This window comes from Roseivirga sp. UBA838, assembly GCF_002296035.1.
Classification (GTDB): Bacteria; Bacteroidota; Bacteroidia; order Cytophagales; family Cyclobacteriaceae; genus Roseivirga; species Roseivirga thermotolerans.
This window is the reverse complement of the sequence record NZ_DBHC01000010.1, coordinates 226,271-250,766: the sequence shown is the minus strand read 5'-3', so window position 1 is coordinate 250,766 and position 24,496 is coordinate 226,271. Positions and strand designations below refer to the sequence as shown.

General features: G+C 43.2%; 22 protein-coding genes. 6 read left to right on the top strand and 16 right to left on the bottom strand.

The genetic code is table 11. The features are described 5' to 3' along the window. Nucleotides 1-23 precede the first annotated feature (23 nt). The gene (locus tag B3O12_RS03905; RefSeq protein WP_286755360.1) at nucleotides 24-2,081 is read left to right on the top strand and encodes a glycoside hydrolase family 97 protein; all 2,058 of its coding nucleotides are present in this window, start codon (nucleotides 24-26) and stop codon (nucleotides 2,079-2,081) included. Nucleotides 2,082-2,151: 70 nt separating this feature from the next. Beyond that, entirely contained in the window at nucleotides 2,152-3,990 is a 1,839-nt protein-coding gene (locus B3O12_RS03900) for a hypothetical protein (RefSeq protein WP_286755359.1), read from the top strand. A gap of 1 nt (nucleotide 3,991) precedes the next feature. Here B3O12_RS03900 and B3O12_RS03895 read toward each other — a convergent pair whose 3' ends face one another. Further along, nucleotides 3,992-5,182, bottom strand: a complete 1,191-nt coding sequence (locus B3O12_RS03895) for a DUF4105 domain-containing protein (RefSeq protein WP_286755358.1) — start codon at nucleotides 5,180-5,182, stop codon at nucleotides 3,992-3,994. Nucleotides 5,183-5,268: 86 nt separating this feature from the next. On the opposite strand from B3O12_RS03895, the gene B3O12_RS03890 reads away from it, so the two are divergent. Then, the gene (locus tag B3O12_RS03890) at nucleotides 5,269-6,291 is read left to right on the top strand and encodes a radical SAM/SPASM domain-containing protein (protein WP_286755357.1); all 1,023 of its coding nucleotides are present in this window, start codon (nucleotides 5,269-5,271) and stop codon (nucleotides 6,289-6,291) included. An 82-nt stretch (nucleotides 6,292-6,373) separates the two neighbouring features. Here the strand turns inward: B3O12_RS03890 and B3O12_RS03885 are convergent, their stop codons facing one another. From B3O12_RS03885 to B3O12_RS03860, 6 genes are all read right to left on the bottom strand, one after another. Then, the gene (locus B3O12_RS03885) at nucleotides 6,374-6,538 is read right to left on the bottom strand and encodes a FeoB-associated Cys-rich membrane protein (protein WP_286755356.1); all 165 of its coding nucleotides are present in this window, start codon (nucleotides 6,536-6,538) and stop codon (nucleotides 6,374-6,376) included. A gap of 226 nt (nucleotides 6,539-6,764) precedes the next feature. Further along, nucleotides 6,765-7,547, bottom strand: coding sequence for an inositol monophosphatase family protein (locus tag B3O12_RS03880; protein ID WP_189628949.1), 783 nt, complete (start codon nucleotides 7,545-7,547; stop codon nucleotides 6,765-6,767). A gap of 239 nt (nucleotides 7,548-7,786) precedes the next feature. Continuing rightward, nucleotides 7,787-8,500 (bottom strand): N-formylglutamate amidohydrolase, encoded by a 714-nt coding sequence (locus tag B3O12_RS03875; protein WP_286755355.1) that lies wholly within the window; start codon nucleotides 8,498-8,500, stop codon nucleotides 7,787-7,789. After that, nucleotides 8,479-9,741 carry a carboxylate-amine ligase gene (locus tag B3O12_RS03870; RefSeq protein ID WP_286755354.1) on the bottom strand — a complete coding sequence of 421 codons (1,263 nt, stop codon included), beginning with the start codon at nucleotides 9,739-9,741 and terminating at the stop codon, nucleotides 8,479-8,481. The genes B3O12_RS03875 and B3O12_RS03870 overlap by 22 nt, the downstream gene beginning before the upstream one ends. 1 nt (nucleotide 9,742) lies before the next feature. Further along, a complete protein-coding gene (locus B3O12_RS03865) occupies nucleotides 9,743-11,194 on the bottom strand; it encodes a RimK family protein (RefSeq protein ID WP_189628946.1) in 1,452 nt (483 codons plus the stop codon). Then, complete coding sequence (locus tag B3O12_RS03860; RefSeq protein ID WP_286755353.1) at nucleotides 11,191-11,913, bottom strand: C39 family peptidase; 723 nt, start codon at nucleotides 11,911-11,913, stop codon at nucleotides 11,191-11,193. The genes B3O12_RS03865 and B3O12_RS03860 overlap by 4 nt, the downstream gene beginning before the upstream one ends. A gap of 49 nt (nucleotides 11,914-11,962) precedes the next feature. Here B3O12_RS03860 and B3O12_RS03855 point away from each other — a divergent pair, with 49 nt between their 5' ends. Continuing rightward, nucleotides 11,963-12,556, top strand: a complete 594-nt coding sequence (locus B3O12_RS03855) for an RNA polymerase sigma factor (RefSeq protein ID WP_286755352.1) — start codon at nucleotides 11,963-11,965, stop codon at nucleotides 12,554-12,556. On the opposite strand, the gene rsmI is transcribed toward B3O12_RS03855, so the two are convergent. The 9 genes from rsmI to B3O12_RS03810 all read right to left on the bottom strand — a co-directional run bounded on the left by rsmI (nucleotide 12,553) and on the right by B3O12_RS03810 (nucleotide 21,489). Next, nucleotides 12,553-13,230, bottom strand: a complete 678-nt coding sequence (rsmI, locus tag B3O12_RS03850) for a 16S rRNA (cytidine(1402)-2'-O)-methyltransferase (RefSeq protein ID WP_189628943.1) — start codon at nucleotides 13,228-13,230, stop codon at nucleotides 12,553-12,555. The two genes, B3O12_RS03855 and rsmI, sit on opposite strands and share 4 nt — an antisense overlap. Then, complete coding sequence (locus tag B3O12_RS03845; protein WP_189629289.1) at nucleotides 13,230-13,460, bottom strand: 4a-hydroxytetrahydrobiopterin dehydratase; 231 nt, start codon at nucleotides 13,458-13,460, stop codon at nucleotides 13,230-13,232. Before B3O12_RS03845 ends, rsmI begins: the two co-directional genes overlap by 1 nt. Before the next feature lie 42 nt (nucleotides 13,461-13,502). Beyond that, complete coding sequence (locus B3O12_RS03840) at nucleotides 13,503-14,198, bottom strand: class I SAM-dependent methyltransferase (RefSeq protein ID WP_286755351.1); 696 nt, start codon at nucleotides 14,196-14,198, stop codon at nucleotides 13,503-13,505. Next, nucleotides 14,198-14,467, bottom strand: coding sequence for a DUF493 family protein (locus tag B3O12_RS03835; protein ID WP_189628941.1), 270 nt, complete (start codon nucleotides 14,465-14,467; stop codon nucleotides 14,198-14,200). Before B3O12_RS03835 ends, B3O12_RS03840 begins: the two co-directional genes overlap by 1 nt. Before the next feature lie 81 nt (nucleotides 14,468-14,548). Beyond that, nucleotides 14,549-16,651: a peptidylprolyl isomerase gene (locus B3O12_RS03830; protein WP_286755350.1), complete on the bottom strand. Its 2,103-nt coding sequence runs from the start codon at nucleotides 16,649-16,651 to the stop codon at nucleotides 14,549-14,551. Nucleotides 16,652-16,732: 81 nt separating this feature from the next. Next, a complete protein-coding gene (locus B3O12_RS03825) occupies nucleotides 16,733-18,016 on the bottom strand; it encodes a hemolysin family protein (RefSeq protein ID WP_189628939.1) in 1,284 nt (427 codons plus the stop codon). 214 nt (nucleotides 18,017-18,230) lie between these two features. Beyond that, complete coding sequence (gene lptC / locus B3O12_RS03820; RefSeq protein WP_189628938.1) at nucleotides 18,231-18,776, bottom strand: LPS export ABC transporter periplasmic protein LptC; 546 nt, start codon at nucleotides 18,774-18,776, stop codon at nucleotides 18,231-18,233. A 57-nt stretch (nucleotides 18,777-18,833) separates the two neighbouring features. Next, complete coding sequence (locus B3O12_RS03815; protein WP_189628937.1) at nucleotides 18,834-20,159, bottom strand: hypothetical protein; 1,326 nt, start codon at nucleotides 20,157-20,159, stop codon at nucleotides 18,834-18,836. A gap of 13 nt (nucleotides 20,160-20,172) precedes the next feature. Continuing rightward, on the bottom strand, nucleotides 20,173-21,489 hold the full coding sequence (locus B3O12_RS03810) for a hypothetical protein (RefSeq protein WP_286755349.1): 1,317 nt from the start codon (nucleotides 21,487-21,489) through the stop codon (nucleotides 20,173-20,175). Nucleotides 21,490-21,731: 242 nt separating this feature from the next. On the opposite strand from B3O12_RS03810, the gene B3O12_RS03805 reads away from it, so the two are divergent. Together B3O12_RS03805 and B3O12_RS03800 are read left to right on the top strand one after the other, a co-directional pair. Further along, a complete protein-coding gene (locus B3O12_RS03805) occupies nucleotides 21,732-22,799 on the top strand; it encodes an anhydro-N-acetylmuramic acid kinase (protein WP_286755348.1) in 1,068 nt (355 codons plus the stop codon). Nucleotides 22,800-22,927: 128 nt separating this feature from the next. Beyond that, nucleotides 22,928-24,436: a sodium:proton antiporter gene (locus B3O12_RS03800; RefSeq protein WP_286755347.1), complete on the top strand. Its 1,509-nt coding sequence runs from the start codon at nucleotides 22,928-22,930 to the stop codon at nucleotides 24,434-24,436. The last annotated feature ends 60 nt before the right edge of the window (nucleotides 24,437-24,496 follow it).

Genomic DNA, 24,496 nt, shown 5'->3' with positions numbered 1-24,496 from the left:
TAACTTTCGGCAAAAGTTGAGTTATGAAGTACCTGGCTTATACACTATTAGGGCTGTTGATGGTTTCTTGCCAGTCCGAAAAAATCAACCAAACGTTTTCCTCACCCGATGGCAAAGTTAAAGTCAGAGTTTTTGAAACGGATAGTAACCAATTGGCCTATACCATGAACTTCAACGGCCAACCGGTTATTCTTGAGTCTACCCTTGGTTTGGAGCTGCGAGAACACGGATTCATAGGCAAGGGGCTCAAACTTCTTTCTATAGACAGCACAGGCAAGAACGAGCTTTGGTACCCTCTTTGGGGAGAAGACGGTGTGGTACATGACCGCCACCGCAGCTATACTCTTCACTTGCAACACACCGATGGCCTACTGCTTAATATTCAGTTTCGATTGTTCGATGATGGTATTGGCTTTCGCTACGAACTCCCAAACCAACCGGGCACCGAAGAACTTATTGTAGACAATGAATACAGTCAGTTTCGTTTAACCGGAGATCATACGGCCTGGTGGATTCCGGCCGACTATGACAGCTACGAATACCTATACCAAACCACACGAGTAAGCGAAATAGACTCTTCATTGGTAGATGGAAGCCTGTTGGCCGCAACAACCATAATAGAAAAACATGCTGTAAATACACCTTTCACCATGAAAACAGAGAAAGGCTTGCACATCAGCATTCACGAAGCTGCACTTACCAACTACCCCGACATGACACTACGGATAGAGGAAGATAAGCGAACCCTAACCAGCTCATTGGTGCCCTCTACTCTCAATGGCTGGAAGGCCCGGGTGACAACCCCATTTAGAACCCCCTGGCGAACCATTCAGGTGGGTCAAACGGCCGGGGATCTGCTAGAGTCAAAGCTCATTTTAAACCTTAACGAGCCAAACAAGTTGAGCCAAACGGACTGGATTAAACCCGGCAAGTATATTGGAATATGGTGGGAAATGCACCTGCAAACTTCCAGCTGGGACTATGCCAGCGGTAAGCATGGGGCTACTACGGCCAAAGCGAAGAAATACATAGACTTTGCCGCCAAACACGGCTTTGATGGGGTATTGGTTGAAGGCTGGAACACTGGCTGGGAACATTGGATTGGCTTTCCTGATCGGGAAGGAGTATTCGATTTTGTAACGCCTTATCCCGATTATGACCTGCGCGAAGTGGCAAACTATGCACAACAGAAAGGAGTGAGTCTCATAATGCATCATGAAACCTCAGCAGCCCCAAGAACTTACGAACAACAGCTAGACACCGCCTATTCTCTAATGAAAGAGCTTGGTATCCATGCCGTGAAAACCGGCTACGTTGGGCCTATAATTCCTGAAGGAGAATACCACCATGGCCAGTGGATGGTCAATCACTATCGGAAAGTTTTGGCCAAAGCAGCTCAATCGGAAGTTATGATTATTGCCCATGAACCCATAAAAGCCACGGGCATCCGAAGAACCTACCCTAATATGGTAGCCCGGGAAGGCCTGAGAGGTTCAGAATTTAACTCTCCCTGGGGTGGCGGCAATCCTCCTGAGCATCTCACCATAGTACCTTTTACCCGTATGCTTGGTGGCCCCATAGACTATACGCCCGGCCTCTTTAAACTCAATTTAAACGAGTACAAGGAAGGGGCCTCTGTGCCTACAACCCTGGCCTACCAGCTGGCTGAATATGTGGTGGTTTATAGCCCGGTACAAATGGCTTCCGACCTTATTGAACACTATGAAGGACACCCCGCTTTTCAGTTTATTAAAGATGTTCCTACAGACTGGGATGCCAGTAAAGTTGTGGCGGCCGAAATAGGGGAGTATGTAGTAATTGCCCGACTGGGTAAAAATAGCTACGACTGGTACTTAGGAGGTATTACCGATGAAAATGCCCGTGAGCTGAATATCCCCCTGAGTTTTTTGCAGAATGGAGTGCACTATGAAGCCCAAATTTACCGCGATGCTGACAATGCCGATTTTGAAACCAATCCATCGGCCTATACCATTGAAACTCAAAAGGTGCAAAAAGGAGATACGCTATTGCTTAAAATGGCCCGTGGCGGTGGTGTAGCCATTCGATTTAAGGCACTTTAAATATACTTTTGATAAGATTTTTTAGAAAAATATTAAATTAGGTTCATTGTCATAAATCAACCTATCAAACATGCGCCTACATGAAATAATCGAACGGCTGAATTTTCGTGAAAAAAACCCCTTTCTAAAAATAATCAATGAGCTAATACCAGTATCCCCTAACAGGAACAATATTGAAAAGATCCTTCTAGCCAGTGATGGTGAGCTCAAAAACCTGGATAGTCTGTTGGTTTCGGAGGTTTTTCAGCAACTGGAAACAGACTTTGAACACCACCTTCATTCTGAATTTCTAGAGACCAACTCTCAGTTTGATATACTCATAGATATTATTATTCGAGACGGCAACGGTATAATGACCCGAGAATGGTTCTACACCCTATATACCAAAGAAATCAAAACCCTTAAGCAAAAAATAAAACAGCTCTCTAATGTTATTTCCGGTCAAGACAAAACTGTTGAAGAAAGCAGGATAAGGGATTATAAAATATACAAGTCCTGTTTAGAAACAGCTTACCGCAACGACATAGACAACAATCTTGATTCGAAAATTACTGGTGATGAACAGTCAATCTTACACACACTTTCTAGTCAGCTTAATCTTTCTCAAGAGGAAATAAGGTTAATCAACTACTTAATCCTTCCTATTAATGTTAAGGAGGTACAGGAAATAATCGATGAACTGAGGAATAAAGGGGTTGTTTTCTATTCTCAAAAAAGCAACAAGGTTTATGTTGCCGATGAGGTGGTAAGAGTTTTAAGAAAAGTGAGAGGAAAAAGTATCGCTGATAAACATTTCCGAAGAATACTCAACACCCTCCTTGATTCACAAATTCATCAGATTCTCAAGAATCACAATATAGACAAAGCTTCGTCAAGAGAACAAAAAATCAAAGACATTATCAAGACCGGAGTTAAACTTGAAGACACCTTAATATTCGATATTCATAAAGCCGGATCTACCTTAACAGAACGCAAAAAAGTAATCAACACAATTGCTGATAAAGTCGGAATTAAAGGTTTTGGAGGCAGTACCATAGAGCAAAAAGTCGATCTGGTAATTGCCCACTTTAATGCGTTAGACCGAGAGGAACAACTAGGAATTTCCCTTGAGGGTTTTGATTCTCTTCTATCAGACTTAGGAACGACCATAAAAGGATTTAATAAGCTAGTGAAAGACGAGTTTGAATTGAGTGAGGATAATGTTTTACAAGCTCAGTACTTGGTAGACTATAATATAAAGCCCCGAGATTTGCTCGACTTACTTTCAAAAGAATCTCTATATGCTTTTTGCGAGACTAAGGGAATTTCGAAAAGAGGTGATGAGATTTCAAATATTTTAGAATCATATAAAGATATAGAAAGCCTCTATATTGAAAACTATCACCTTATTGCATGTAGAGATCTGAATACTTTAAAGGAGAACGGAATACAGGTTAAAGAGGCTGACCTTGGTTTAATGTTCGAAGATGTTACTTCCAACATTCTAACAACCTTAGGCTTTAAAGTCGACCATTCTCTCAAGCAATCAATAAACACTAAAAAAGACAAGGTAGATATCCTTATCAATCTGGGAGACAACAACATTATTTTAATAGAGTGTAAAACGAGTAAGGACAACTACAACAAGTTTAGCTCAGTATCAAGGCAAATAAAATCTTATAAAAAGCTAGTACAGAGCTACGGATATACAGTTATTAAAACACTCCTAATTGCACCAACTTTTACCGATGAATTCATTAATGATTGTCGGGATGATTTTGAGCTAAACCTTTCCTTAATTGAGGCCAAAACATTGCGAAACATTATCAAAGTTTTCAAAGAACTCGGTCTCAAAGAAATCAACCGAAATCTCTTTATGCGTGACGTGCTCATTCAAGAAGAAATCGTAATTAAAGGGCTTAAAAAATGAGTTAAAAAGCCCTTTTTCTTGTGCCTCCAAGCCCTTTTTGCCAAAGGAATACATAGCGAAACCCGAGCATTAACATCAGGGGAATCATGGCGGTGTTGTATACCTGCAACCTGGTAATCCACACCATAGTCATGGCAATGAGCAGTATTACCAAAAAGCGAACATACACCATTAGCCAAGGTTTGGGCTTGGCCTTAAGCAGAAGAAAGGCCACTACCAGGTTGGGCGCAAAAGCCCAGAGAATATTCAGGTTGTTCACGGTGGTAGTATGGTGTGTGGCTACCCAAAGCAATACCAGCATTAAGCCTACCAATCCGGTTACAAAAAAGAGAACAAAGTCAATCCACCGGGAACGCCTTTTGGTCATGTAATCGCGTACCGTAAAGATCATGAAGATTAGGGCCACAACCGAAAGGGTAAGCGTTGGGCTGAGTACTTCTTTGGGTTTTTCGTGAAAATCGGAGGTAAACAGTTGATTAGTAGCTTTAATAGCCGGAACACTTTGCCCTTCGCGCTCAATAGTAGCATGGGCATAAGCCGAAAGGACATAGTCTGGCTGATACATTAAGCCTTCAACAGTAGACGCTCTGTCAATAAGATTTCCCAGAGCTATATCTATCCCCAAATCCCACCAGGGGTGGTTATACGCATTCTCATCAACCAAATCGCGCAGGGTAACCTTTCCTTTTATATGCGCTCCACTAAACACCAGTTTGTCGCCCAACACCTCCTTGGGAATATCGCGCAGCTTGGTGGCACAATTATCATAAAACTGATCGTATCGGTAGTATTTGTTTTGAGGCAAGCTGTTGTTCTCAAGGTACTCAAAAATAGCCTGCTTTTCTTCCAGGGTAAGGTTGAGTACTTGCTCAGTTACCCAACGGTTTTGCGCCTTGTAACTTCTAAAAAACTGATCGAACGGCCGGGCATCCACCATATAATCGGCCGAACCGGTAACGAATTTCATAATGAACTGGTCTTCGTCCGAATCGTACACACCGTAGTTATAGGCTCTATCCATATTGAGTGCGGGGTCTTGCACCCTAAAGGCACTATGGCCAAAACAGTCTACCAAGTTAGGTCCGGGGCCAATGGTAATAAGACTTACCTCAGATTCTTGCGACAGTGTAGGATATTGTGCCGCAAGGGAGAAACAAACAAGCAGACCACAGAGTATCAGGTTGAGCTTCATAGATTAAAACTATTTCTTTTCACCATTAATACGGCAAATATCGTCAGTAATTTTGTTCCGTTTACCTGGCCCCCTAACTTGAACACATGAATCGTAACTGGCACGATGGGCTCAACTATTTTTCCAAACTCACACCACTGAGGGTTTGGAACATGGTGCAGTTGGTGAGTAGCTACTTTGTATCTAAACTTTTCAAAAAACCTATTCACTGGGGCATGCCCACCAGTATTGCCCTGGAGCCAACCACATCGTGTAACCTTCGGTGTCCGGAGTGTCCTAGTGGCTTAAGAAATTTTACGCGCCCCACCGGTATGCTGGCCAATGAAACCTACCAATCAGTTATTGATGAGTTGGCTCCAAGGCTCAGTTATCTCATATTCTATTTTCAGGGTGAACCCTACCTGAATCCTAATTTTCTGGATCAAGTAAAATATGCCCGTAAAAAGGGTATATACACGGCCACCTCTACCAACGCTCATTATCTGACCGACCAAGTGGCCAGGGAAACCGTGGCCTCCGGCCTGGATCGGCTAATTATCTCGATTGATGGTACTACGCAGGAGACCTACGAACAATACCGCGTTGGAGGCAAACTGCAAAAGGTAATTGATGGCACCAAAAAGGTTGTGCAGTGGAAAAAGAAGCTCAAATCAAGAACTCCACATATCATCTTTCAATACCTGGTGGTAAAGCCTAATGAGCACCAACTGAACGAAGTAAAAGCTCTGGCCGACAAACTGGGGGTAAACGAAGTGGCCTTTAAAACGGCTCAGATTTACGATTATGAAAATGGCTCTGAACTTATTCCCACACAAGAAAAGTATAGTCGCTACCAACAGCTCCCAGGCGGAAAATGGACCATTAAAAATAAGCTGGTTAATCATTGCTGGAAAATGTGGCACTCTTGCGTGATTACCTGGGACGGTAAGGTAGTGCCTTGTTGTTTCGATAAAGATGCGCACTATCAGTTGGGCGAAACGAAAGAACAACCGTTCAAAGAAGTCTGGAGAAGCGAGGCTTACAGGTCTTTCAGGCAAAAGCTCATTAGGTCCAGAAGTGAAATTGAAATGTGCCGTAATTGTTCTGAAGGAACTAAAGTATGGGCTTGATGAAACGGTTAAAGCCGGCCTTCCGTGCCTCATCCATAGATTACTCTATCGATTAAATTTGAATTTTGTACCCACAAGCCATCTAGTTTTTTAGATGCTCGGGTAGCTTAAAGTTTTTATTGGAAGATGGAGAGCATTTTTCGCAGCCCGTAGCACAGCTATCTTTGGCCTTATATTGCCTGTACACCTTTCTGCCCATGAAGAAAAGAGCCGCTAAGAATAATATGCCAATAATAATTTCCTGCATTGCTTAGTGAACTGCGATTGCGGAGACAAAGTTCGCGAATCGGTCTGAAAGCTGAAAAGTTATAGTTGATTAAGTAGCTCTATTCAATGCGTTTTCTAATCAACCGCCCTTCGGCAAAGTTTGCGTAAAGCAACCGGTGTTAGATTGCTCCCTGCTACCTGTACCGGCAAAGGTTGGTGAAGGCTTCTAACCATATTCCGTATTACTATTTTTATTAGGTTGTGGATCACTTCCAGTGTTTCTGAATAAGTCTTAGCATTTCTTGTTGGGTTGCATTACCAGCCACAATTTCCCGACCCATCAAAAAGTTATTCCCCCCTTTAAAGTCCGTTACGGTTCCTCCGGCCTCCTGCACCAACAAAGCTCCTGCGGCTACATCCCAGGCGTTGAGGTTGTATTCAAAGAACCCTTCAAAGCGTCCGCAAGCGGTATAGGCAAGGTCTACTGCCGCACTTCCCATACGCCTTAAACCATGGGTAGTTTGCATAAACTCGTTGAGAATGGAGAGGTAACTACTCATTTTTTCGAAGTCGTAGTAAGGAAAACCTGTGGCTAGCAGAGACTTATCGAGCGTTTTTACCGGTGAAACCCTAATGGGCATATGATTTAAAAAAGCACCTTCGCCTTTAGAAGCATGGAAGCACTCATCTCTATTCAGTTCATACACCACTCCCAGAGCCAGCTCTCCCCGCTTCACTAGAGCCACAGAAATGGCATACACCGGCAAACCGTGGGCAAAATTTGTAGTTCCGTCTAGCGGGTCTATAATCCAGTTGTAACTATCCGATCTTCTAGAAGAAGTACCCTCTTCGGCAATAAATCCACTGCCCGGCAATATTTCAGACAGGCCCTTTACCAATCGCATTTCTGCCTCTTTATCTACATAAGAAACAAGATCGTTTGTGCCTTTATATTCAATTTTTGAATGATCGAACTTGTGCGATTCTTCGCGAATAAAGTCTCCGGTGTCCTTCACCAAAACAATTACGTCTTGAAGTAGTCTCTGCATAGGTAGGCGATTAATACACAAATATAGGGCTTGCCTATTCCGGAAAAGAAGGACTTTTGATAATATGATGAGGCCTGCCCCCTAAGCAATAAAACCAAATCCTTCTCTTTCTAAACAATTGATGTCTATGTAAAAAGGCTGCTCCTAAGAAATACAAGTGCACCTAAGCCTCTACTCTTACCCCGCCAATAATGCTATGGCTGAATATTTTACTTAGCCCGACTGACCCCTGCTAACTACTAACAGAGGGCGGTTTCTTCGCTCATAACCGACTTCAGAGCTACTTGTAGAGCCTTTTTTATATCTTCCATTTCCGGTCGGTTGTGGTATTTTTGATTCACCTCAATTTCTATTCCTGAATAGTTTTTAGGTCTAAACTCTTTGCGCAGGTAGGTGGTAAACCCATCGGCTGTGCCCAAATACGGATAGTTGTGCATGGTTACAAACTGTGGAGCATTAAGCTGCAGATCGGCCACCAATTGGCGAGCTATGCGAGCCTCCGGTTCTCTGTTATCATCGTATAGAATACCAATATCGGCCTTACGGGTTTCTCCTTTAAGAACGGGGGTAAATGAGTGCATGGAAATATGAACTACCGAATCGGTTTTTCGGGCGTGCTCTTTAATCCAATCATACACCTGCTGTCGGTAAGCGGTATAGTACTTTTTGAGTAAAAACTTCTTTACCACGGGGTCTAGACTACGACTAAACTCCGAATACAGCTCCGGATTGAACTTGGAACGATTGGAGTCTACCAACAACCGGGTGATCATGTTCACGTAGAGAGGTAGCTTTAATGTATCGGCCAAATATTCGGCCAGAGGCCCCGCTCCCAGGTCATACCCTCTGTGTGTTTCTAAAATGGCCTCATGGCCTAAAAACAAGTAGCGATAATTTGCCGGCACATAGTTGCCTGCATGTTCGCAGGTCATTAAAAAGCTTCTTCCAGACATTCCCTTAGCATTTGATTACTTTCCAAACAATCACACAACTCCGAGTACACCATTTTAAGGTTATCGTGCTCCAGGTTGGCCTCTAGTGCATTGAGTACACGAGTAGAGAGGGTACCCTCATCAAATAGCAATTCAATTTCGGACTGCCAATAACTCAGTGCTTCAGGATACCTCCTATCTACCTTTCGCTTAATGTATTGCCATAGTTCAGTGGCTGTCATTTCCGTAACGGCATTAAGACCAAAGGCCTTGAGGTAGGCAGCATCTTGTATAAGACTGTGTTCTCCATGTTTAATCACCTGGTTGAACAGGGTGGCCAGTGCTTCGGTCTTAAATTTCTGTTGTTGTTCCAGGCTCATCAGGTGCTCTTCGGTAAGTAGTTTGAGGGCATGAATAATGAGGGAGGCAATGGCCAAATCGGCTTTGGGGCACTCTTGCACATCGAGTATTCTAATTTCTATAGCTCCCCTATCGAACCGTGCAATAGCACCCCGGGAGTTCAGCCAAATAGGCTCTAAAATTCCTTCCTGATCATGTATTTTAATATCACGCGCTATGCGATCAAAAATCTGTGCTTGGTATTCATTTTGTGTAAAAACCGGTTCAGGAATTACCTGTCCTGTAAGCACAGGCACTGCCTTTTGATTTTTGCGATAATAATCCAATCGCTTGTCCCAAAAACCGGTGTCTTTACCATCCAAAATGGGCGAACTAGCCGACAGGGCGGGCATTATTGGCAACAGTGTGCGTATGGCCGCGTGCAGTCTGCCAAACTCTTCGTCATTAGCAAAAGGAAGGTTTATGTGCATGCTTTGCAGGTTGCTCCATCCGTGCCCCTTACAGTTAAATATGCGATCGTAGGTAGCGTAAATTTCTGCATTATCGTGTGGCCAACGAACGGTTTCTGTCTCAGGGTTCATCCATGGGTGCGCGGCAGAAGGCATTAACTGTGCATTGAATTGTGCCAGAGCACTATTCATTTGCTGAACGGCTTCTTCGAAATCGACCGCCAGTTGCTGCAAATTGCCTGTTGGAGCCGAGCATTTAAGCTCAATAACGTGTAGTGCCAGCTCGTTAGACCAGGTTACGCTTCCAAATGTGATTTCATTGGTAATTTCACCGGCCAACGATTTAAGCACCTCATCGGCAATTGGTTTTACATCGAGCGTCTCAATGTCTACAATCATGTATTCCAGCTCAATACCAAAAGCCTGGAACAAATGGAGGCGATTGTCTTCCATATTATTGTTTTATTTTGACCCTGTCCATCATGGTCTCCATAATGGTTTCGTAGAGTCTGTTTTTTAATATCTTATCTTCAATTCCCGCATCGAGGTTAGGGTTATCATTCACCTCAATTACATAGAATTTTTTATTTACTTCCTTAATATCTACCCCATAGAGCCCGTTGCCAATCAGCTTTGTGGCTTTAAGGGCCGTGCTAATCAGTGCTTTGGGCACATCTGCAATGGCGTAGGTCTCCGATTTGCCCTCTTGTGCTTTTCCGCTTTTCTTCCAATCGATGATTTGCCAATGGTTACGAGCCATAAAGTATTTACATACATACAAGGCCTGTCCGTTGAACACTCCCACACGCCAGTCGAAGGGTGTGGGCATAAACTCCTGGGCAATGAGCAACTCAGAGCCTTTAAAGAAACCCTTGAGCAACTCGTTGAGCTCTTCTTCGCTCTGCACTTTTTTTACTCCCTTAGAAAAAGCACCATCCGGTTCTTTTAGAATAAAGGGAAAGCCTATTCGCTCTACCGCAGCAAAAGGATTTTCTTTAGATACTATGGCTGCTTTGGGAGTGTTAATGCCGTAGCTTCTCATGAGTTCATTGAGGTATACCTTGTTGGTACATCGCATAATAGACTGTGGATCGTCAATAACCACCAGCCCCTCAGACTGGGCTTTCTTAGCCAACCGAAAAGTGTGGTTGTTTACATTGGTTGTTTCCCGAATAAAGAGGGCATCGAACTGTGTAATCTTACCATAGTCGTTTTTGGTGATAATTTCGGTGTTAAAGCCCACTTCTTCGGCTGCTTTCACAAATTTTTGAAGTGCCTTTGGGTTGGAAGGAGGGTTAGGGTCGTCCGGGTTCACAAGTATGGCCAGGTCGAACTTTCTGCGTTGGTGGTTCTTTCTTACCACCTTTTTATTGCTCATGAACAGCCCTAGAAACGACTGCAGTTTTATACGTTCATCGTTGCTCAGGTCGTATATGTTCAGCGGTTTAAGGCTTTCCAGGGTCCACTTATCCCGCTTTATAAAAGAGGCTTTTAATATGGGTGATTGAAATAGGTTGAACAGCAGCATGCCCAAGCTGGAGTTGGCCAATTCCTCGGTATATCCAAAATATATTTTGAATTCCAGCTTGGTTTCTGAACTGCTGCCCAAACATTTCTGAATGACGGCATCAAAATCCTGAGCATCGTCTTTTATCATTGAAGGAAAGCGAAAGTCCTGTATGGTAGAAACCTCCGGCAGTACCTTATGTCCTCTGGCTTCGGCCAAAAGCGATACGTAATAGCCAACGCTTTGGTATTGATAGGACTTACATAGGTTGATTACTTTTGTATTTTTTCCCATTTGACCGGCTGCATCAGAGAGGTAGTCTTGCGCAGAAACAAGGTCAACGTTGGGAATATCCAACTGCCACTTATGTGGTTTTTCAATAACAATTAGTTTGTTCATTGTTTAGGTCTAATAATCAGTAGGTTGGCATCGTAGGTTACCATACCCAGCATAATTGAGTTGATTAATCGGTGAATATCTACTTCGTAATAATGTCCGTTGGCCAATGGGTTATTCTTTAACGGATCGGCAATAGACACAATGTTTTCATCGGGGGTAATACCACTCACCACCACAAAGTGTCCGGTGGGAAGGCCCCTGAGGTCATCATATTCTATTTTAAAATCGCCTATTTCTCTGGGGCTTTGGTACAAATAAGTAGCACTAAGGCCAGTGAGAATGGGCTGGTTCTGAAAAAGATAGGATTTGATCAGGTCTGGTGTAAGGTCTTGAAACTTAATTTTACCTCCAAGTCGCAAAAATTTCTGATAGGCAGAAGAAGCAAACCGAATTTTTCGCTGGGGTTTATAATGGCATTGCATAGCCAGCTTATTCACCAGGTCTATTTCTTCCTCTCCATTGAACCACGAGGGGTCAAAGATTTGCAAATTGTAGGTATAAATGGTGGCCTCATAGCCTCTTTTAAGGGCATGATTACCAAGATTCACGGCCAGGGTACCTCCTGATTTCAACTGCTTTACCTGCGATATTACCTGGCTTAGCGAGATGTTGTCTCCGTAAAACTGATAGACAGCCTGCAAGCTGGTGGGCCCGCAGGTTACATCGTTGGGTTGCGGAAGCATGTTAATATCCAACATGGCTTTTTCAAAAAGCAGCATCTTCTTTATACTTTAGTGTTTGTTAGACGCGCGCCAAAGTCAAAGTCACATGTCATCGGAAAAAATTTTCAAAGGAAATATCAAACCGGCCTTTACCGATGAGGAACTGGTAAGGTTTCTCCAAGAAGGTGGGCCTCAGCGGTATTTCTCCATTTTGGCCGATAGGTACCATGATTATGTGGTGAAAAAATGCCGTAGTTATGTGAAGAGCGATGACGAAGCCGAAGATCTAAGCCAAGAGGTGTTCATTAAGGTATTTATGCAGTTAAAAAGCTTTCGTTCGGAGGCTAAATTCAAGACTTGGCTTTATACCATTATTTACCATACCTGTGTCGACTACCTCCGCAAGAAGAAAAAGAATATGCACCAGGTGATATCCGATAAACTTTCGACCGAGCTGGAGGATGTAATTGAGGCTGAAGAGGTAGATAAGGAGTCGTTGCACAATGCTCTGGAGCTACTGCTCGAACAAATAACTCCTGAAGAAAAACTGATGCTTTTGCTGAAGTACAAGGAAAAACAACCCTTGCAAACCATAATTACTACACTAAATATTTCGGAAAGTGCAGCCAAAATGAGGCTACTGAGAGCCAAAGAAAAAATTAATAAACTGTATGAGAAGCAGATTGGCTCTGGCCGCTAGTGACAGCCTTCAATCACCACCACAAATTCTCCTTTCACTCCGTTTTTATTAAAGTGCTCAATAAGCTCAGACAAGGTGCCTCTCACGGTTTCTTCAAACATTTTAGATATTTCTCTGGAAACGGAGGCTTTACGATCTCCCAAAAACTCTTTGAGTTGTTCTAACGACTTAACTAATCGATGTGGCGACTCATAAAGAATAATGGTTCTTTCTTCCCCCGCCAATGCTTTTAACCGTGTCTGACGCCCTTTTTTATGAGGCAGAAAGCCTTCAAACACAAACTTATCGGAAGGTAAACCGGAGTTTACCAGTGCCGGCACAAAGGCCGTGGCTCCCGGCAGGCAGTTTACTTCTAAGCCAGCGGCTATTGCCTCTCTAACCAGCAAAAACCCGGGATCGGAGATGGAGGGAGTACCTGCATCGGAAATAAGCGCAAAGGTTTCTCCGGCATTCATTCGCTCAACTAACCGGGCTACTGCCTGGTGCTCATTAAAAATATGATAACTCTGCAGTGGCTTGCTAATGTTGTGGTGCTTTAGAAGCTTCCCTGATGTTCTGGTATCTTCGGCCAAAATCACATCCACATCGTTCAATACCCTAATGGCCCTTAGGGTAATATCTTCAAGATTACCAATGGGAGTGGGCACAAGATAAAGGCTGATTTTCTCGGGCATTAGGCCAGTTGGTCTATGATTTCAGCCAATTTACGATCTTTCTCCGTTACCGTATTACCGGCATCGTGGGTAGTGAGTTCAAAACTCACTTTATTCCACACGTTCGACCAATTGGGATGGTGGTTCATTTTTTCTGCTTCTATGGCCACTTTGCACATAAAACCAAAGGCTTGAGTAAAGTTCTCAAACTCAAAAGTTTTGGTCAGCTTATTATCTTTCTCGGTCCACATAGTCTTTCTATTCTTTAGGTTCATGGCCGTTTAAACAACGGCTCAGTTATTGGCTTTTATAATGTACTGGTATTCCAAACTCCTCTCATCGATTGAAATTCTTTTATAACCGGCCTTTCTAAGAATGGAACGAACCGTACGGGCATCCATCTTCATTTCATCAGCCGGCCCCACAGGAATGTTTCCCTTTTTAAAATCTACAATTACCAACTCGCCCTCCGGCTTAAGTCCATTGCGCAATCGCTCAAAGTACTGTTGCTGGTTGGGGATAAAGCAAAAGGTATTTACCACCAATACCGCATCGGCTTCGTTTACCAAAAGGTTGGGTACATCGGGAGGGGTAAGGCGGGGTTCAATATTATCGGCCCAGTTGCCCACTATTTGTTTTTGCTCCCGAATGTAGTCTAGCGCCTTTGGGTCAATATCGAGTGCAATCACTTTTTGGGCTACCTGAGCTAGTTTAAAACTAAAATAGCCTGCTCCTGCTCCAACATCCGCCACTGTCTTTTCGCTCAGGTTGCTGAAGCTCTTTAAGACAATATCAGGGTTTTGCCAGTTGGTTCTTTCTTGTGCCATGTCTTCAGGAAATACCGGCTCAATGTACTCGCGTTCAAGGCTTTTTAATACTGGTTGCTCTTGCCCCGGCCGTGAGCTTGCCTCTTTGGGTTGCTCTTTCGTGGAGCCGGAACAGGCCACAATACCTACCATGAGCCCTAGTAAAAAAGCCTTGTGTTTCATTAGAGTGCTATAATGCCCTGAATCTGATGTGCCTTTTGATAGATCCCTATGACGAAATCGCTGGATGGTGCCATAACTTTGGCAGTAACACTCATGTATTTACCCTTACTGGAAGGTTTGTATACCACATCGTTGAGCGGGAATAAGGCTTTTACTTCTTCTTTCTTTTCTTCCAGCACTATAAACTTAAACATGTACAGAGTGGGAAAATCGTGGGTAGCTTCCAGCTTTTCCTTAAACTCCTTTGTCGTAAATTTTTGAGTGTCCATAGTCTTTATTCCTCTAAAAGTTAAATAAAAAAAGAGGCTCTTTCAAAAAGCCTCTTTATATCATAGCGTTTGATTCCGAGCTTAGAAGAACTTATATCGTTCGTCTTTTACCTCTAGTTTTTCGGTAATGGCTCTTCGCAAATTTTGCTCCAGGTTAAATAAGGCCTGCCTTAACAGTTCGTTTTCATATTGTGTGTAATCGCCAATCTCTGAAGCCTCAGATTTTGATTTTAGTTCCAACACTACCACGCCTTGTCCTTCTACCACGTAAGGAGCTGTTTTCTGACCAGCATTCTGAAGCGCGAACAAGGCACCAATGGCCTCCGGAGCTGCTCCTAAAGTGCCGAGCGAAATGTCTTCTAGTCTTATAGATTGTTTGGCGTAAAGCTGTGCCTCCGGACCATAGGCCGTGGCCATTTCGCTTACACTACCTGAAAGGCTATTCAGTTTAGACTTAATGAACTCTGCCTTCTTCTTGTTTTTAAGTATTGTAGTAATTTGACCTCTAACCGCTTCAAGAGCTTGCACTCCTTCTTCAGTTTTACCGGTGTAGGCTGCCACAACATACTCGTTGTCTAGCTCAAAATCTTTTATGTCGCCCATTGAAGCTTCGCCATAAAGCCAGGTTACAATATTGCGAGCGTTGGTAAGCTGACCAATTGAAGTAGCATTTTTGCCAATTTTAGATCCCTGGAATACAGATAAACCATTGTTGGCTGCATACTCTCTCAACTCTTCTGCATTGTCGGCATTGGCCAAAATTTCTCCTATTCGCTGATAGGCTGCATTGTTGGTTTCATATGTTGGCACCATTTCTACTATGACGGTAGCCACTTTATAGCGATTGCTGATAGGCGTTTGCGTTACATTAACAATGTATATCTTATTGTTTTTCTCAATCAGCTGGTTGATTACGCCTGTTCTTCTGGCACCAAATATATTGCTCTCGATATCGGCAATTCTTGAATCCCCTTTTTTAATCCAGCCAATGTCTCCACCGCTGGTGCTAAAGGGGCCATCGCTATATTCTCTGGCAAGTTGCTCAAACGACTCCCCTGAGTTTACTCTTCTCAATACTTCTCTGGCCGTTTGTCTTACGTTAGACTGTTCTGATGGTGTTTTACCCTGCAGATAGAACACAATCTGGCTTGCTCTTGCAAACTGGTCGTTTGTCGGTACAATGTCAGATACTTTGTGTATTGAGTAAATACCATTCTGAAGTTCCGGGCCAATAACATCTCCTTTGTTTAAAGCTCCAAGGTTGTTGGCCACAGCGATTGGCAATGCACTTGGATCGTAAGTAGTAAACCCAATTCCTTGTTCTGTCATGCTAATGGCATAGGTAGAGTCATTGGTTTGTGGATCTTCGAAAGCCGCCTTAATTTCTTGCATTTGAGTCTGGAACATGGCTGAATCTTTAGCCGAAGGCACAACTCTAATGGACACGTATTCCACATCTCTCGACTCTTCTACCGTAAAGTCTTCTTCGTGTTCGTTCAAATATGATCGGATTTCGCTGTCGGTTACGGCTGCAATCTGATCGTCAGAAACACTGCTGAATGGTACATTCAAATAGTCTGCCTCAGCAAAACCAAACTGAGATCTGTAGGCTCTTTGCGCTTCGGCCAGCGTTACATATTGTGTTTTGAATAGTAAGTTCTGAAACTTCTCTACTCTACGATTGGCAATGGCTTGTTGCTCGGCATTGGCAAAATAAAACTGAGCCTCCGGGCCATACATATTGATATTGCCTAAAAAGTCTTTGATAGAATTTACATCGGTGCTACCCAAAACCTGATTGAAGAACTGCTGCATGGTTGGCGAAAGGTTATTTCCCTGCACCATGTCCACTCGTTCGTTGGTTCCAATTTCCAGCCCCAATTCTTCCAGTTTGTTGGCATATCCTGTTTGAGCAATCAGGTTTTGCCAAACCTGGTCTCTCATGTATTGAGTCAACTGAGGGTTACCGGTAGGATAGCCCGAACTACGCAAGGCGTTCTCTACCATAGCGGAGAACTCTTCCTGGGTAATTTCTTCCCCATCAATTTCACCAACGATGCGGGCTCCTCCAAAAAGATTTTGATTACTTGCTAAATCCGTTAATACAAAAGCTAAAATCGAAATTCCCACTACGACTACCAGTAGTCGTCCCATCTTCTCGCGAAGCGTATTGATTATTGCCATCAGTTAAAATTTAAATAGGCGCAAACATAATTGAATTATGCCCGAAAGTCAAAGGAAAAATGGGCTAAAACACCCTAAGAATCAGTCTTCTTCGTCTAAATGACGGATAAACAAAACGTTGTCTATACGCGCATCTTCCATTGAGACAATCTTTATCTCAAATCGGCCGAACCGGATAATGTCGTGAACCTCGGGAATACTCTCTGTAATGGACAGAATAAAGCCTCCCAAGGTATCATAGTCTCCCTCAGGGATGTCCCACTTAAACTTCTCGTTCAGGTAGTCAATCTCGTGACGGGCGCTCAGTATATATTTGTTTTCATCGATGCGCTGCTCCACCCAGTCTTCATCTTCATCGTGTTCGTCCTGAATCTCGCCAAATATTTCTTCAATCACATCTTCCAAACTCACAATTCCAGAGGTGCCTCCAAACTCATCGACCACCAAAGCCAGGCTTTTGCGCTCTTGAATAAACTGTATCATCAGCTCATTGGCCAACATGGTTTCAGGCACAATGATGATGGGGGTGAGCATGCTCTCAATGTCTTTTGGTTTTTTGAAGAGATCCAGCACATGACAATAGCCTATCACATCGTCAATGCTTTCTCGATAAACGAGTATCTTGGTATGGCCACTTTCAATAAAAACTTCTTTGAGCTCTTCTACCGAATCGGCAATGTCTATAGCCGAAATTTCTGTGCGTGGAATCATGCACTCTCTCACGCGTACCGTCTTAAACTCCAGGGCGTTGTTAAAGATTTTAGTATCGAGTTCAACCTTGGTCTTCTTAATATCGTCTCGGGTGTTTTGCTTGATATAATTGCTCAGGTCCGTAAGACCAAACACCTGCCGATCTTCCGAGTAGGGCTGTCTTAGTACAAATATGATGATGAACTTAGACATTTGCTCAATTAGCCACACCACTGGAAACATAATGAAAAAGATGACCAACATGGGCACAGCCAACAGGTTGAGCAGGTTGTTGGGATTGAGCAAGAAAATACTTTTGGGGGTAAACTCGGCAGTAAATAAAACAATGATGGTAGAAGCAATGGTCTGGAGCACAATTACCAGGCTACCGGAACTGAGTGAATCGGGCAATTGCGCTGCAATAATAGGCTCCAGCACACTGGCCATAAAAAACCCATAAATAACCAAAGCTATGGTATTGCCTACTAAAGCGGTATTAATAAGTCTTGAAGGCTTCTGTGTAAAGAAGGAGAGTATTCTACCAGCCAACTTGCCCTGCTGATTTTGTAGCTCAATTTGTAGCTTGCTGGCACTTACAAAAGCGATCTCTGTTCCGGAGAAGAATGCTGAAAAAATAAGACAGACCAAAATCATGGTCAGTTGGTAAGTATCCATTATGCTCGGGGCTTTTTCTTTTTGGTTGAAGGAGTAGTTTGTTGTTTTTCGTTTTCTTTTCTTTTGGCTCTCCTATACCTCACTAAAAATAACAAACCCAATGATAGCATGAAAATGAAGTAGGAAGCAGCCATGCCGAAAGTCATGGTTTGGTGAACTCCTATAACAAACAACACCACGCTCAACGAAAAAAGAATAGTATCTCCTAAATTCTTCAAAACTTCTCTTCGATTATAATTTTACCATCTCTGGGGTTTACAAACTCATATGAGGAAAAATCTTGTGGGGCGGTCATACCCTCGGCCTGAATCACCTCCGTTTCAGTCTCCACAATCACGAATTTTTCGGTAAAAATCTTTTCGGTCTCCGGATTCCAAAACAGCTCCTCCGTTCTTAAAGTTTGTTTTTGCTGCAAGTTATTGACAAAAACATCGCCATTGGCCCTATAAATATTACTGTTGTTTTCTTTGTAGCCTCTGTCGGCCGTAAGCTCAGATGTTTGATTTCCGGTTTTGTCATAAAAGGTAACCTTTATTCCTTCAGGAAATTCTATATCTCCGTTTTGATGCTGCAATTGCTTCTTGCCGGTTATTACCACTTTTACCACAGTAGAGTCAGAAAACTGAATGAATACATCTTCCGACTCGAACATAGGACCATCATAGACCTCCATTTCGGACAGTTTTTTCTGGTCGGCAGTACAAGCCGAAACACACAGAAGTAATAAGAAGATTGCTGGTATGTGAGCTTTTGTTATCATAAATAAAAACGGTCTTCTCCAATAGAAAAAGACCGTTTTAGTAGGTTTAATATTTTACTATTGGTCTGGTCTTCTCTGTAGTTTCACAGTTTTCTGAATCCAGCACCCAACAGTCATAGAATCTCCTTCTTTTTTATTCTCGGTAAAGATGTCCGAAATAGTTGGGAATTGTGCTTTGGCTTGTGCCATTTTGGTAGCATTGCCTGCCGCGGCATAGTAATCATAAGCGGCAATGTATCTGGCTCGGTCTTCTACCTGGCTAACCTTTTTATCACACTGAGTGCTGGCCATAACCATGTCGCCAATCAGCTCCATCATTTCAGGCTTGAGGGTAGGATCTACCTCTGCTGCTTCCAAAGCATATTTTCTGGCCTCTACATAGTTGCCATTAATGCGTTCTGTAGCTGCTACTTGTTTAAGCGCCTTACCTTTATCTGTATTGTCTTCTGTAAGCTCGGCCGCTTTTTTAAAGTACTCCTTAGACTTTTCGTACTCCTTTTCTGCTCCAAACTTAACCCCTAACAAATAACCTACTCCATACTGAGGGCTGTTGGCAAAGTAAGACTCTGCAGCCTGTACAAACCACTCTGTATCGGTACATCCACCATCATAGGCAAACACGAATATTTTGTTGGCCAACTCGGCATCGTTAGGATTGGCTTTAAATTCAGGCACAAGCTTATTCACTATAAAATCACAGTCAATCAACTTCATGTCTGCCAACTTCTCGTCTATAAAAGCCTTTATTTGCTCGTAGCGTTTAGGGCTTTTATTAGAAGCTTTGGCCTGGGCAATCTCATGATCGATATGCTTAGTACACTGATCGTAGATAGAGAGAATCTCTTCTTTGCTAATCTGCACATTGTCTCTGGCAAAGGCCAACACTGCCAACTGCATGTAGTAGCGGCCTAGCGGATAGAAAGCATCTACTCCTTTGAGCTCATAGGCTCTTTTAAACACATCGAGGAGCATTTGAGTTTTCTGTGCATCTCTATAGTAATACTTAAATGCATCGATAGCCTTGCGGTCAATTACTTCTTTCTCCTGACCATCGAAGTTGGCAAATCGCATGTCGTACAACTTCATCACCTTTTCAGCTGCCTTTGCTTTTACAGCCTCATCCTTCGAATTCTCAAAAGTCTCGTCCCAAACTTTAATACCATTTATATAAAGAGAGGTACTCAGCTTAGGGAATTTTTCGAGAAGTTTTTCGAGGTGTGGCTTGGCGGCATCATAACTCCCCTGACGGTAGTTATCATCAAACAGCGTCCAAAGCGTTTGAGCTTCAGATCTTTGTGCCGGATCCTCAGGCCAGTTAAATTGAGCGCTTACTGATGTGGATAGCGCTATCACAGCGAAAATTATTAGAGCTTTTAATCTCATAATATCAGTAGTTTTAGTTAAATCTTTGTTTCGTGAACCAAGTAATATCCTGAAGGGAGAAACCAAGGTTCAAGGTTACATAATTCTCTCTTATGAGTCCAACCGTTGATATATTTCCGCGCTGACCAAGAGTAGCACCGAAGTTAACATGCGACAAACCCCAGAAAGAAGTAAGTGGCAAAGATACTCCAAAATTTATACCAACATCGTTAACTGACTCATTATTAACAAGAAACGGTGTTTTCTCATAATGGAACCCAAACCTAAAACTGGAAACATTCAGTAATTTTGAGGGCTGATCGAAGTTTGGAATGAATTCTCCACCAAATGCCACTCGCATAGATTTGCCATAATAAGACTCTGCCAATCCGTCACGATTCCGATAATCATTCCAATCCTGAAGCTGCACATCGAGCCCGATAGTTAGTTTTCTGAACTTCTCATAAGAGATACCAAAACCCATTCGCTCAGGAATGGTAATAGTTCTGTTCAGGTTTTTGTCATAAACCAATGTATCCGAACTGGTCAGATTTCCGCTGTTGGTCTCGTTTTCGAACGTAACGAGTGTGGTTTGTTTAATATCTACTGCCGGATTGTAGTAAGCTCCGATATGTATTCCCGAATTATCTGAAATGCGCAAGTCGTAAAGTAAGCCTACTGAAGGAGCTAACTCGCTAAAGCTTCTTCTTTCCTTAACTATAGTGGTGGCAAAGTTGGTGTTTACGTTTTGTAAGGTAAACCTATCTTCATTGTTTATTGAACCATAATAGTAGGTGGCCTTGAGGCCCAAAGTGAAATTACCCAAACTCACAGAAGAGGAAAGGTTAATCTGATCGATACCTCCAACTCCTGACACATCTACCAGGGTTGTTCCTCCCTCCGGACCGTTTTGTTGCTGTACAAAGCCGTAGCTAACACTTGAATATGGATTTAAGGAGAGGCCAACGTTCCAGCGATTATATATAAGAGGCATGCTAAGGCCAAAATCTTTGAACCCACCGGTCATGGTGCTGTAAGAGCTCTGCCCGTTGGTAATACTTCTATAGTCTAAAGCCGTTCCAAGCTGAAAAACCGCTTCAGCGTTGGTTCCCAGCAAAGCCGGGTTCAGGTCGTTAAAGAAAAACTTGGAGTTGTTACTAATACCCAGACCACCCATGGCCGCATTGTGGGCATAGCCCGACCAGTTGAGACTTCCGACACCAAAGACCGAATAGCTCGACTGATCTACCTGGGCCACAGCAGATTGCCAGGTAAATAAGCCAACAAATGAGACCAACAATATGCTTCTGGCCTTTGATATTACACCCCTAATCACAATAGATTCCAACATGCACAATTTTGAGGGTTACAAAGATGTCGGTTTTTCCATTAGATTCAAATGTTTTCCCATTCACTGACCACATAAGAGCCTCTTTGCCAACATTTTTAACAAAAATTGAGAAGCGCAATCGATTTCACCCCCTCCTCAACCACCGCTTTTCATAAAATCGTACCACTCGAATTACCTTGGGAACCAACTTTCAAAAAAAAACCGTTAATGGGGTTTAATTTCCGACTCAACCAAAATTCCTATTGAAAAACTACTACCGCATTATTGGCACAATGTCTGGCACTTCTTTGGATGGCCTGGACATGGCTCTGGCCACTTTTAAACGTGAAAATCCTGAAAGTGCATGGAGCTTTAGCATTGAAAAAACCCAAACAGTTCCTTACTCCAAAGAGCTGAAAGAAGCTTTAAAACATGCAATTAGCTACTCATCTGACCAGATCATACGTCTGGACTGGCAGTTGGGCGAGTTTATGGCAATGGCAATACAGCGGTTTAAATACGGTGTTGGACCGGTAGATTTTGTGGCCTCTCATGGACACACAATTTTTCATCAGCCGGATAAAGGGGTTACTCTGCAAATTGGGTCGGCACAAAAAATTCAGGTCATTACAGGCCTCCCCGTTGTCAACAACTTTAGGCAGGCCGATGTAAAAGCCGGGGGGCAGGGTGCTCCACTCGTACCTATAGGCGACAGGGATTTGTTCGGAGATTTCGACAGTGCTCTTAACCTGGGAGGAATTGCCAACATATCTTTCGATTACCAGGGCCAGCGAATAGCTTATGATATATGCCCCTTTAACATGGCGCTCAACGAATTGGCGAGCCAATTGGGTCACGAGTTTGACTATGCCGGAAGAATGGCTGCCTCCGGCACTGTAAATAGCAGCTTGTTGGAGAGGCTCAACCAGATAGAATACCTTAAAAAGCCATGGCCAAAATCATTAGGACTGGAAGATTACAGGGCATTCTGGAAGCCTGAACTGGACCACTCCGATGGCCGCATAGAAGACAAGCTGGCCACTTGTGTAATTCATGCCGTAGAACAAATTGGAGCAGCATTGAATCAATTTGACAAAAAACGTGTATTGATAACCGGTGGTGGCGCTTACAACCGCCACTTCATTGAATCACTTCAGCAATATTGTAGCAACTGCGAGATAGTGATTCCGGAAAAAACCGTGATAGAGTTTAAGGAGGCTTTGGTTTTTGCCTACCTGGGACTTCTGCGTGTGGAGGGCCAGCCGAACTGTCTGGCCTCAGTTACGGGAGCAAGAAATGATGTATTGGGCGGAGATTTAATTGGTTTCTAACTGGACTTTGCAATTATTTCATCTGCTCATAACAAGGATTATCAATTCCTGAATTATCTTACCCGCCACATTGCGCTGGTTTGAATATTAGACTAACTAAATTATTTTAGCGGCTCACACTGACTTTCATGAGAAACACTATCTATCTGATCTTACTAAGTATCTGTCTGGGACTTCTTGTACCTACGCATTCGTTAAGAGCAGATAGTGATACGCCCAAAGAAAGCGTGGTTCTCCTGCAAGATTCTTCCCATGGAGACCAATCGATTGAATCGGCCGATGCACATGCTATAGGTTCCGAAGAACATCATGAAGAAGCCCCTCCGGGCTGGTCGGTTATTCCTTTCGTATTGTTGCTGGGTATGATTGCCACCGGACCGCTCTTTTACGAACACTTCTGGCACAAAAACTATCCTATAGTGGCCGTAAGTCTGGCTGCCATTGTGGTTTTATATTATTTATTTGGGCTGCACAACACCCATGCACCGGTTCATGCTCTGGCTGAATATGTTCAGTTTATTGCCCTCCTGTCTTCTTTGTATATCGCCTCAGGCGGAATAATGATTAAGGTAGACAAGCAGGCTACTCCCATGGCCAATGTTGCTTTGTTACTAATTGGAGCTGTTATCTCCAACTTTATAGGAACCACAGGAGCTTCCATGCTTCTTATAAGACCTTTCATTCGGTTGAATCAGGGACGCATAAGACCTTACCATATCATCTTCTTCATTTTTATAGTAAGTAATATTGGTGGAGCGCTAACACCCATTGGAGACCCTCCACTGTTTCTTGGGTTCCTGAAAGGGGTTCCTTTCATGTGGACTGTAGAACACAACCTGCTACCATGGGCCGCAGCCCTGGCCATTCTGGCGGTAATATTCTATTTGTTCGATAAGCGCAACACCGACCTTGAGCTGGACGAAGATGTAGAGTTTAGTGGAAAGACCAATATAGTGGGAGGTAAGAACTTCATTTGGCTTGCCATAGTAATTGCCTCCGTATTTCTGGATCCAAACGTAATTGATGGTGTTCCTGCCATTGTTTATGACGGCCAAAAGTTCTCTTTCCTCCGAGAGCTTATTATGTTCTCCGTTGGTTTCTTCTCCTACAAATTTGCGGATAAGAAGGCCATTGATGGAAACGAGTTTAATTTTGAGCCAATAAGAGAAGTTGCATTCATTTTCATAGGCATTTTTGGTACAATGATGCCTGCTCTGGCTCTTGTTTCAGAGTTTGCACAGTCAGAATCTGGTGCAGCCCTTATTGGAGCCAATAGTCTCTACTGGGGCACAGGCTTTTTGTCGGGCTTTCTGGACAACGCCCCTACATACTTGAACTTTCTGGCAGCCGCTCTAGCCTCGCAGGGTGGAGATATTAGTGTAATAACCGATGTGCAGGCCTATGCTGCCGGAGGCATTTATCCGGACTCTGTAATTAACCTAAAAGCAATAGCTGTTGGAGCCGTTTTCTTTGGCGCAATGACCTATATAGGCAACGGGCCAAACTTTATGGTAAAATCTATTGCTGAGCAGACGGGTATTCATATGCCTTCTTTCTTTGGCTATATTCTGCGGTATTCCGTTCCCATACTCATCCCCATCTTTGTGGTTATCTGGCTTATTTTCTTTGTGCTATAAGTTTACAATCCGGCCATTGCTGATTGGCTAAAAAGAGCCAAAGTAAAATATTTCGAACCA

Bases quoted from the DNA above. Each gene is read 5' to 3' on its own strand.
- B3O12_RS03905 (WP_286755360.1), top strand. From the start codon at position 24: ATGAAGTACCTGGCTTATACACTATTAGGGCTGTTGATGGTTTCTTGC.
- B3O12_RS03900 (WP_286755359.1), top strand. From the start codon at position 2,152: ATGCGCCTACATGAAATAATCGAACGGCTGAATTTTCGTGAAAAAAAC.
- B3O12_RS03895 (WP_286755358.1), bottom strand. From the start codon at position 5,182: ATGAAGCTCAACCTGATACTCTGTGGTCTGCTTGTTTGTTTCTCCCTT.
- B3O12_RS03890 (WP_286755357.1), top strand. From the start codon at position 5,269: ATGAATCGTAACTGGCACGATGGGCTCAACTATTTTTCCAAACTCACA.
- B3O12_RS03885 (WP_286755356.1), bottom strand. From the start codon at position 6,538: ATGCAGGAAATTATTATTGGCATATTATTCTTAGCGGCTCTTTTCTTC.
- B3O12_RS03880 (WP_189628949.1), bottom strand. From the start codon at position 7,547: ATGCAGAGACTACTTCAAGACGTAATTGTTTTGGTGAAGGACACCGGA.
- B3O12_RS03875 (WP_286755355.1), bottom strand. From the start codon at position 8,500: ATGTCTGGAAGAAGCTTTTTAATGACCTGCGAACATGCAGGCAACTAT.
- B3O12_RS03870 (WP_286755354.1), bottom strand. From the start codon at position 9,741: ATGGAAGACAATCGCCTCCATTTGTTCCAGGCTTTTGGTATTGAGCTG.
- B3O12_RS03865 (WP_189628946.1), bottom strand. From the start codon at position 11,194: ATGAACAAACTAATTGTTATTGAAAAACCACATAAGTGGCAGTTGGAT.
- B3O12_RS03860 (WP_286755353.1), bottom strand. From the start codon at position 11,913: ATGCTGCTTTTTGAAAAAGCCATGTTGGATATTAACATGCTTCCGCAA.
- B3O12_RS03855 (WP_286755352.1), top strand. From the start codon at position 11,963: ATGTCATCGGAAAAAATTTTCAAAGGAAATATCAAACCGGCCTTTACC.
- rsmI (WP_189628943.1), bottom strand. From the start codon at position 13,230: ATGCCCGAGAAAATCAGCCTTTATCTTGTGCCCACTCCCATTGGTAAT.
- B3O12_RS03845 (WP_189629289.1), bottom strand. From the start codon at position 13,460: ATGTGGACCGAGAAAGATAATAAGCTGACCAAAACTTTTGAGTTTGAG.
- B3O12_RS03840 (WP_286755351.1), bottom strand. From the start codon at position 14,198: ATGAAACACAAGGCTTTTTTACTAGGGCTCATGGTAGGTATTGTGGCC.
- B3O12_RS03835 (WP_189628941.1), bottom strand. From the start codon at position 14,467: ATGGACACTCAAAAATTTACGACAAAGGAGTTTAAGGAAAAGCTGGAA.
- B3O12_RS03830 (WP_286755350.1), bottom strand. From the start codon at position 16,651: ATGGCAATAATCAATACGCTTCGCGAGAAGATGGGACGACTACTGGTA.
- B3O12_RS03825 (WP_189628939.1), bottom strand. From the start codon at position 18,016: ATGGATACTTACCAACTGACCATGATTTTGGTCTGTCTTATTTTTTCA.
- lptC (WP_189628938.1), bottom strand. From the start codon at position 18,776: ATGATAACAAAAGCTCACATACCAGCAATCTTCTTATTACTTCTGTGT.
- B3O12_RS03815 (WP_189628937.1), bottom strand. From the start codon at position 20,159: ATGAGATTAAAAGCTCTAATAATTTTCGCTGTGATAGCGCTATCCACA.
- B3O12_RS03810 (WP_286755349.1), bottom strand. From the start codon at position 21,489: ATGTTGGAATCTATTGTGATTAGGGGTGTAATATCAAAGGCCAGAAGC.
- B3O12_RS03800 (WP_286755347.1), top strand. From the start codon at position 22,928: ATGAGAAACACTATCTATCTGATCTTACTAAGTATCTGTCTGGGACTT.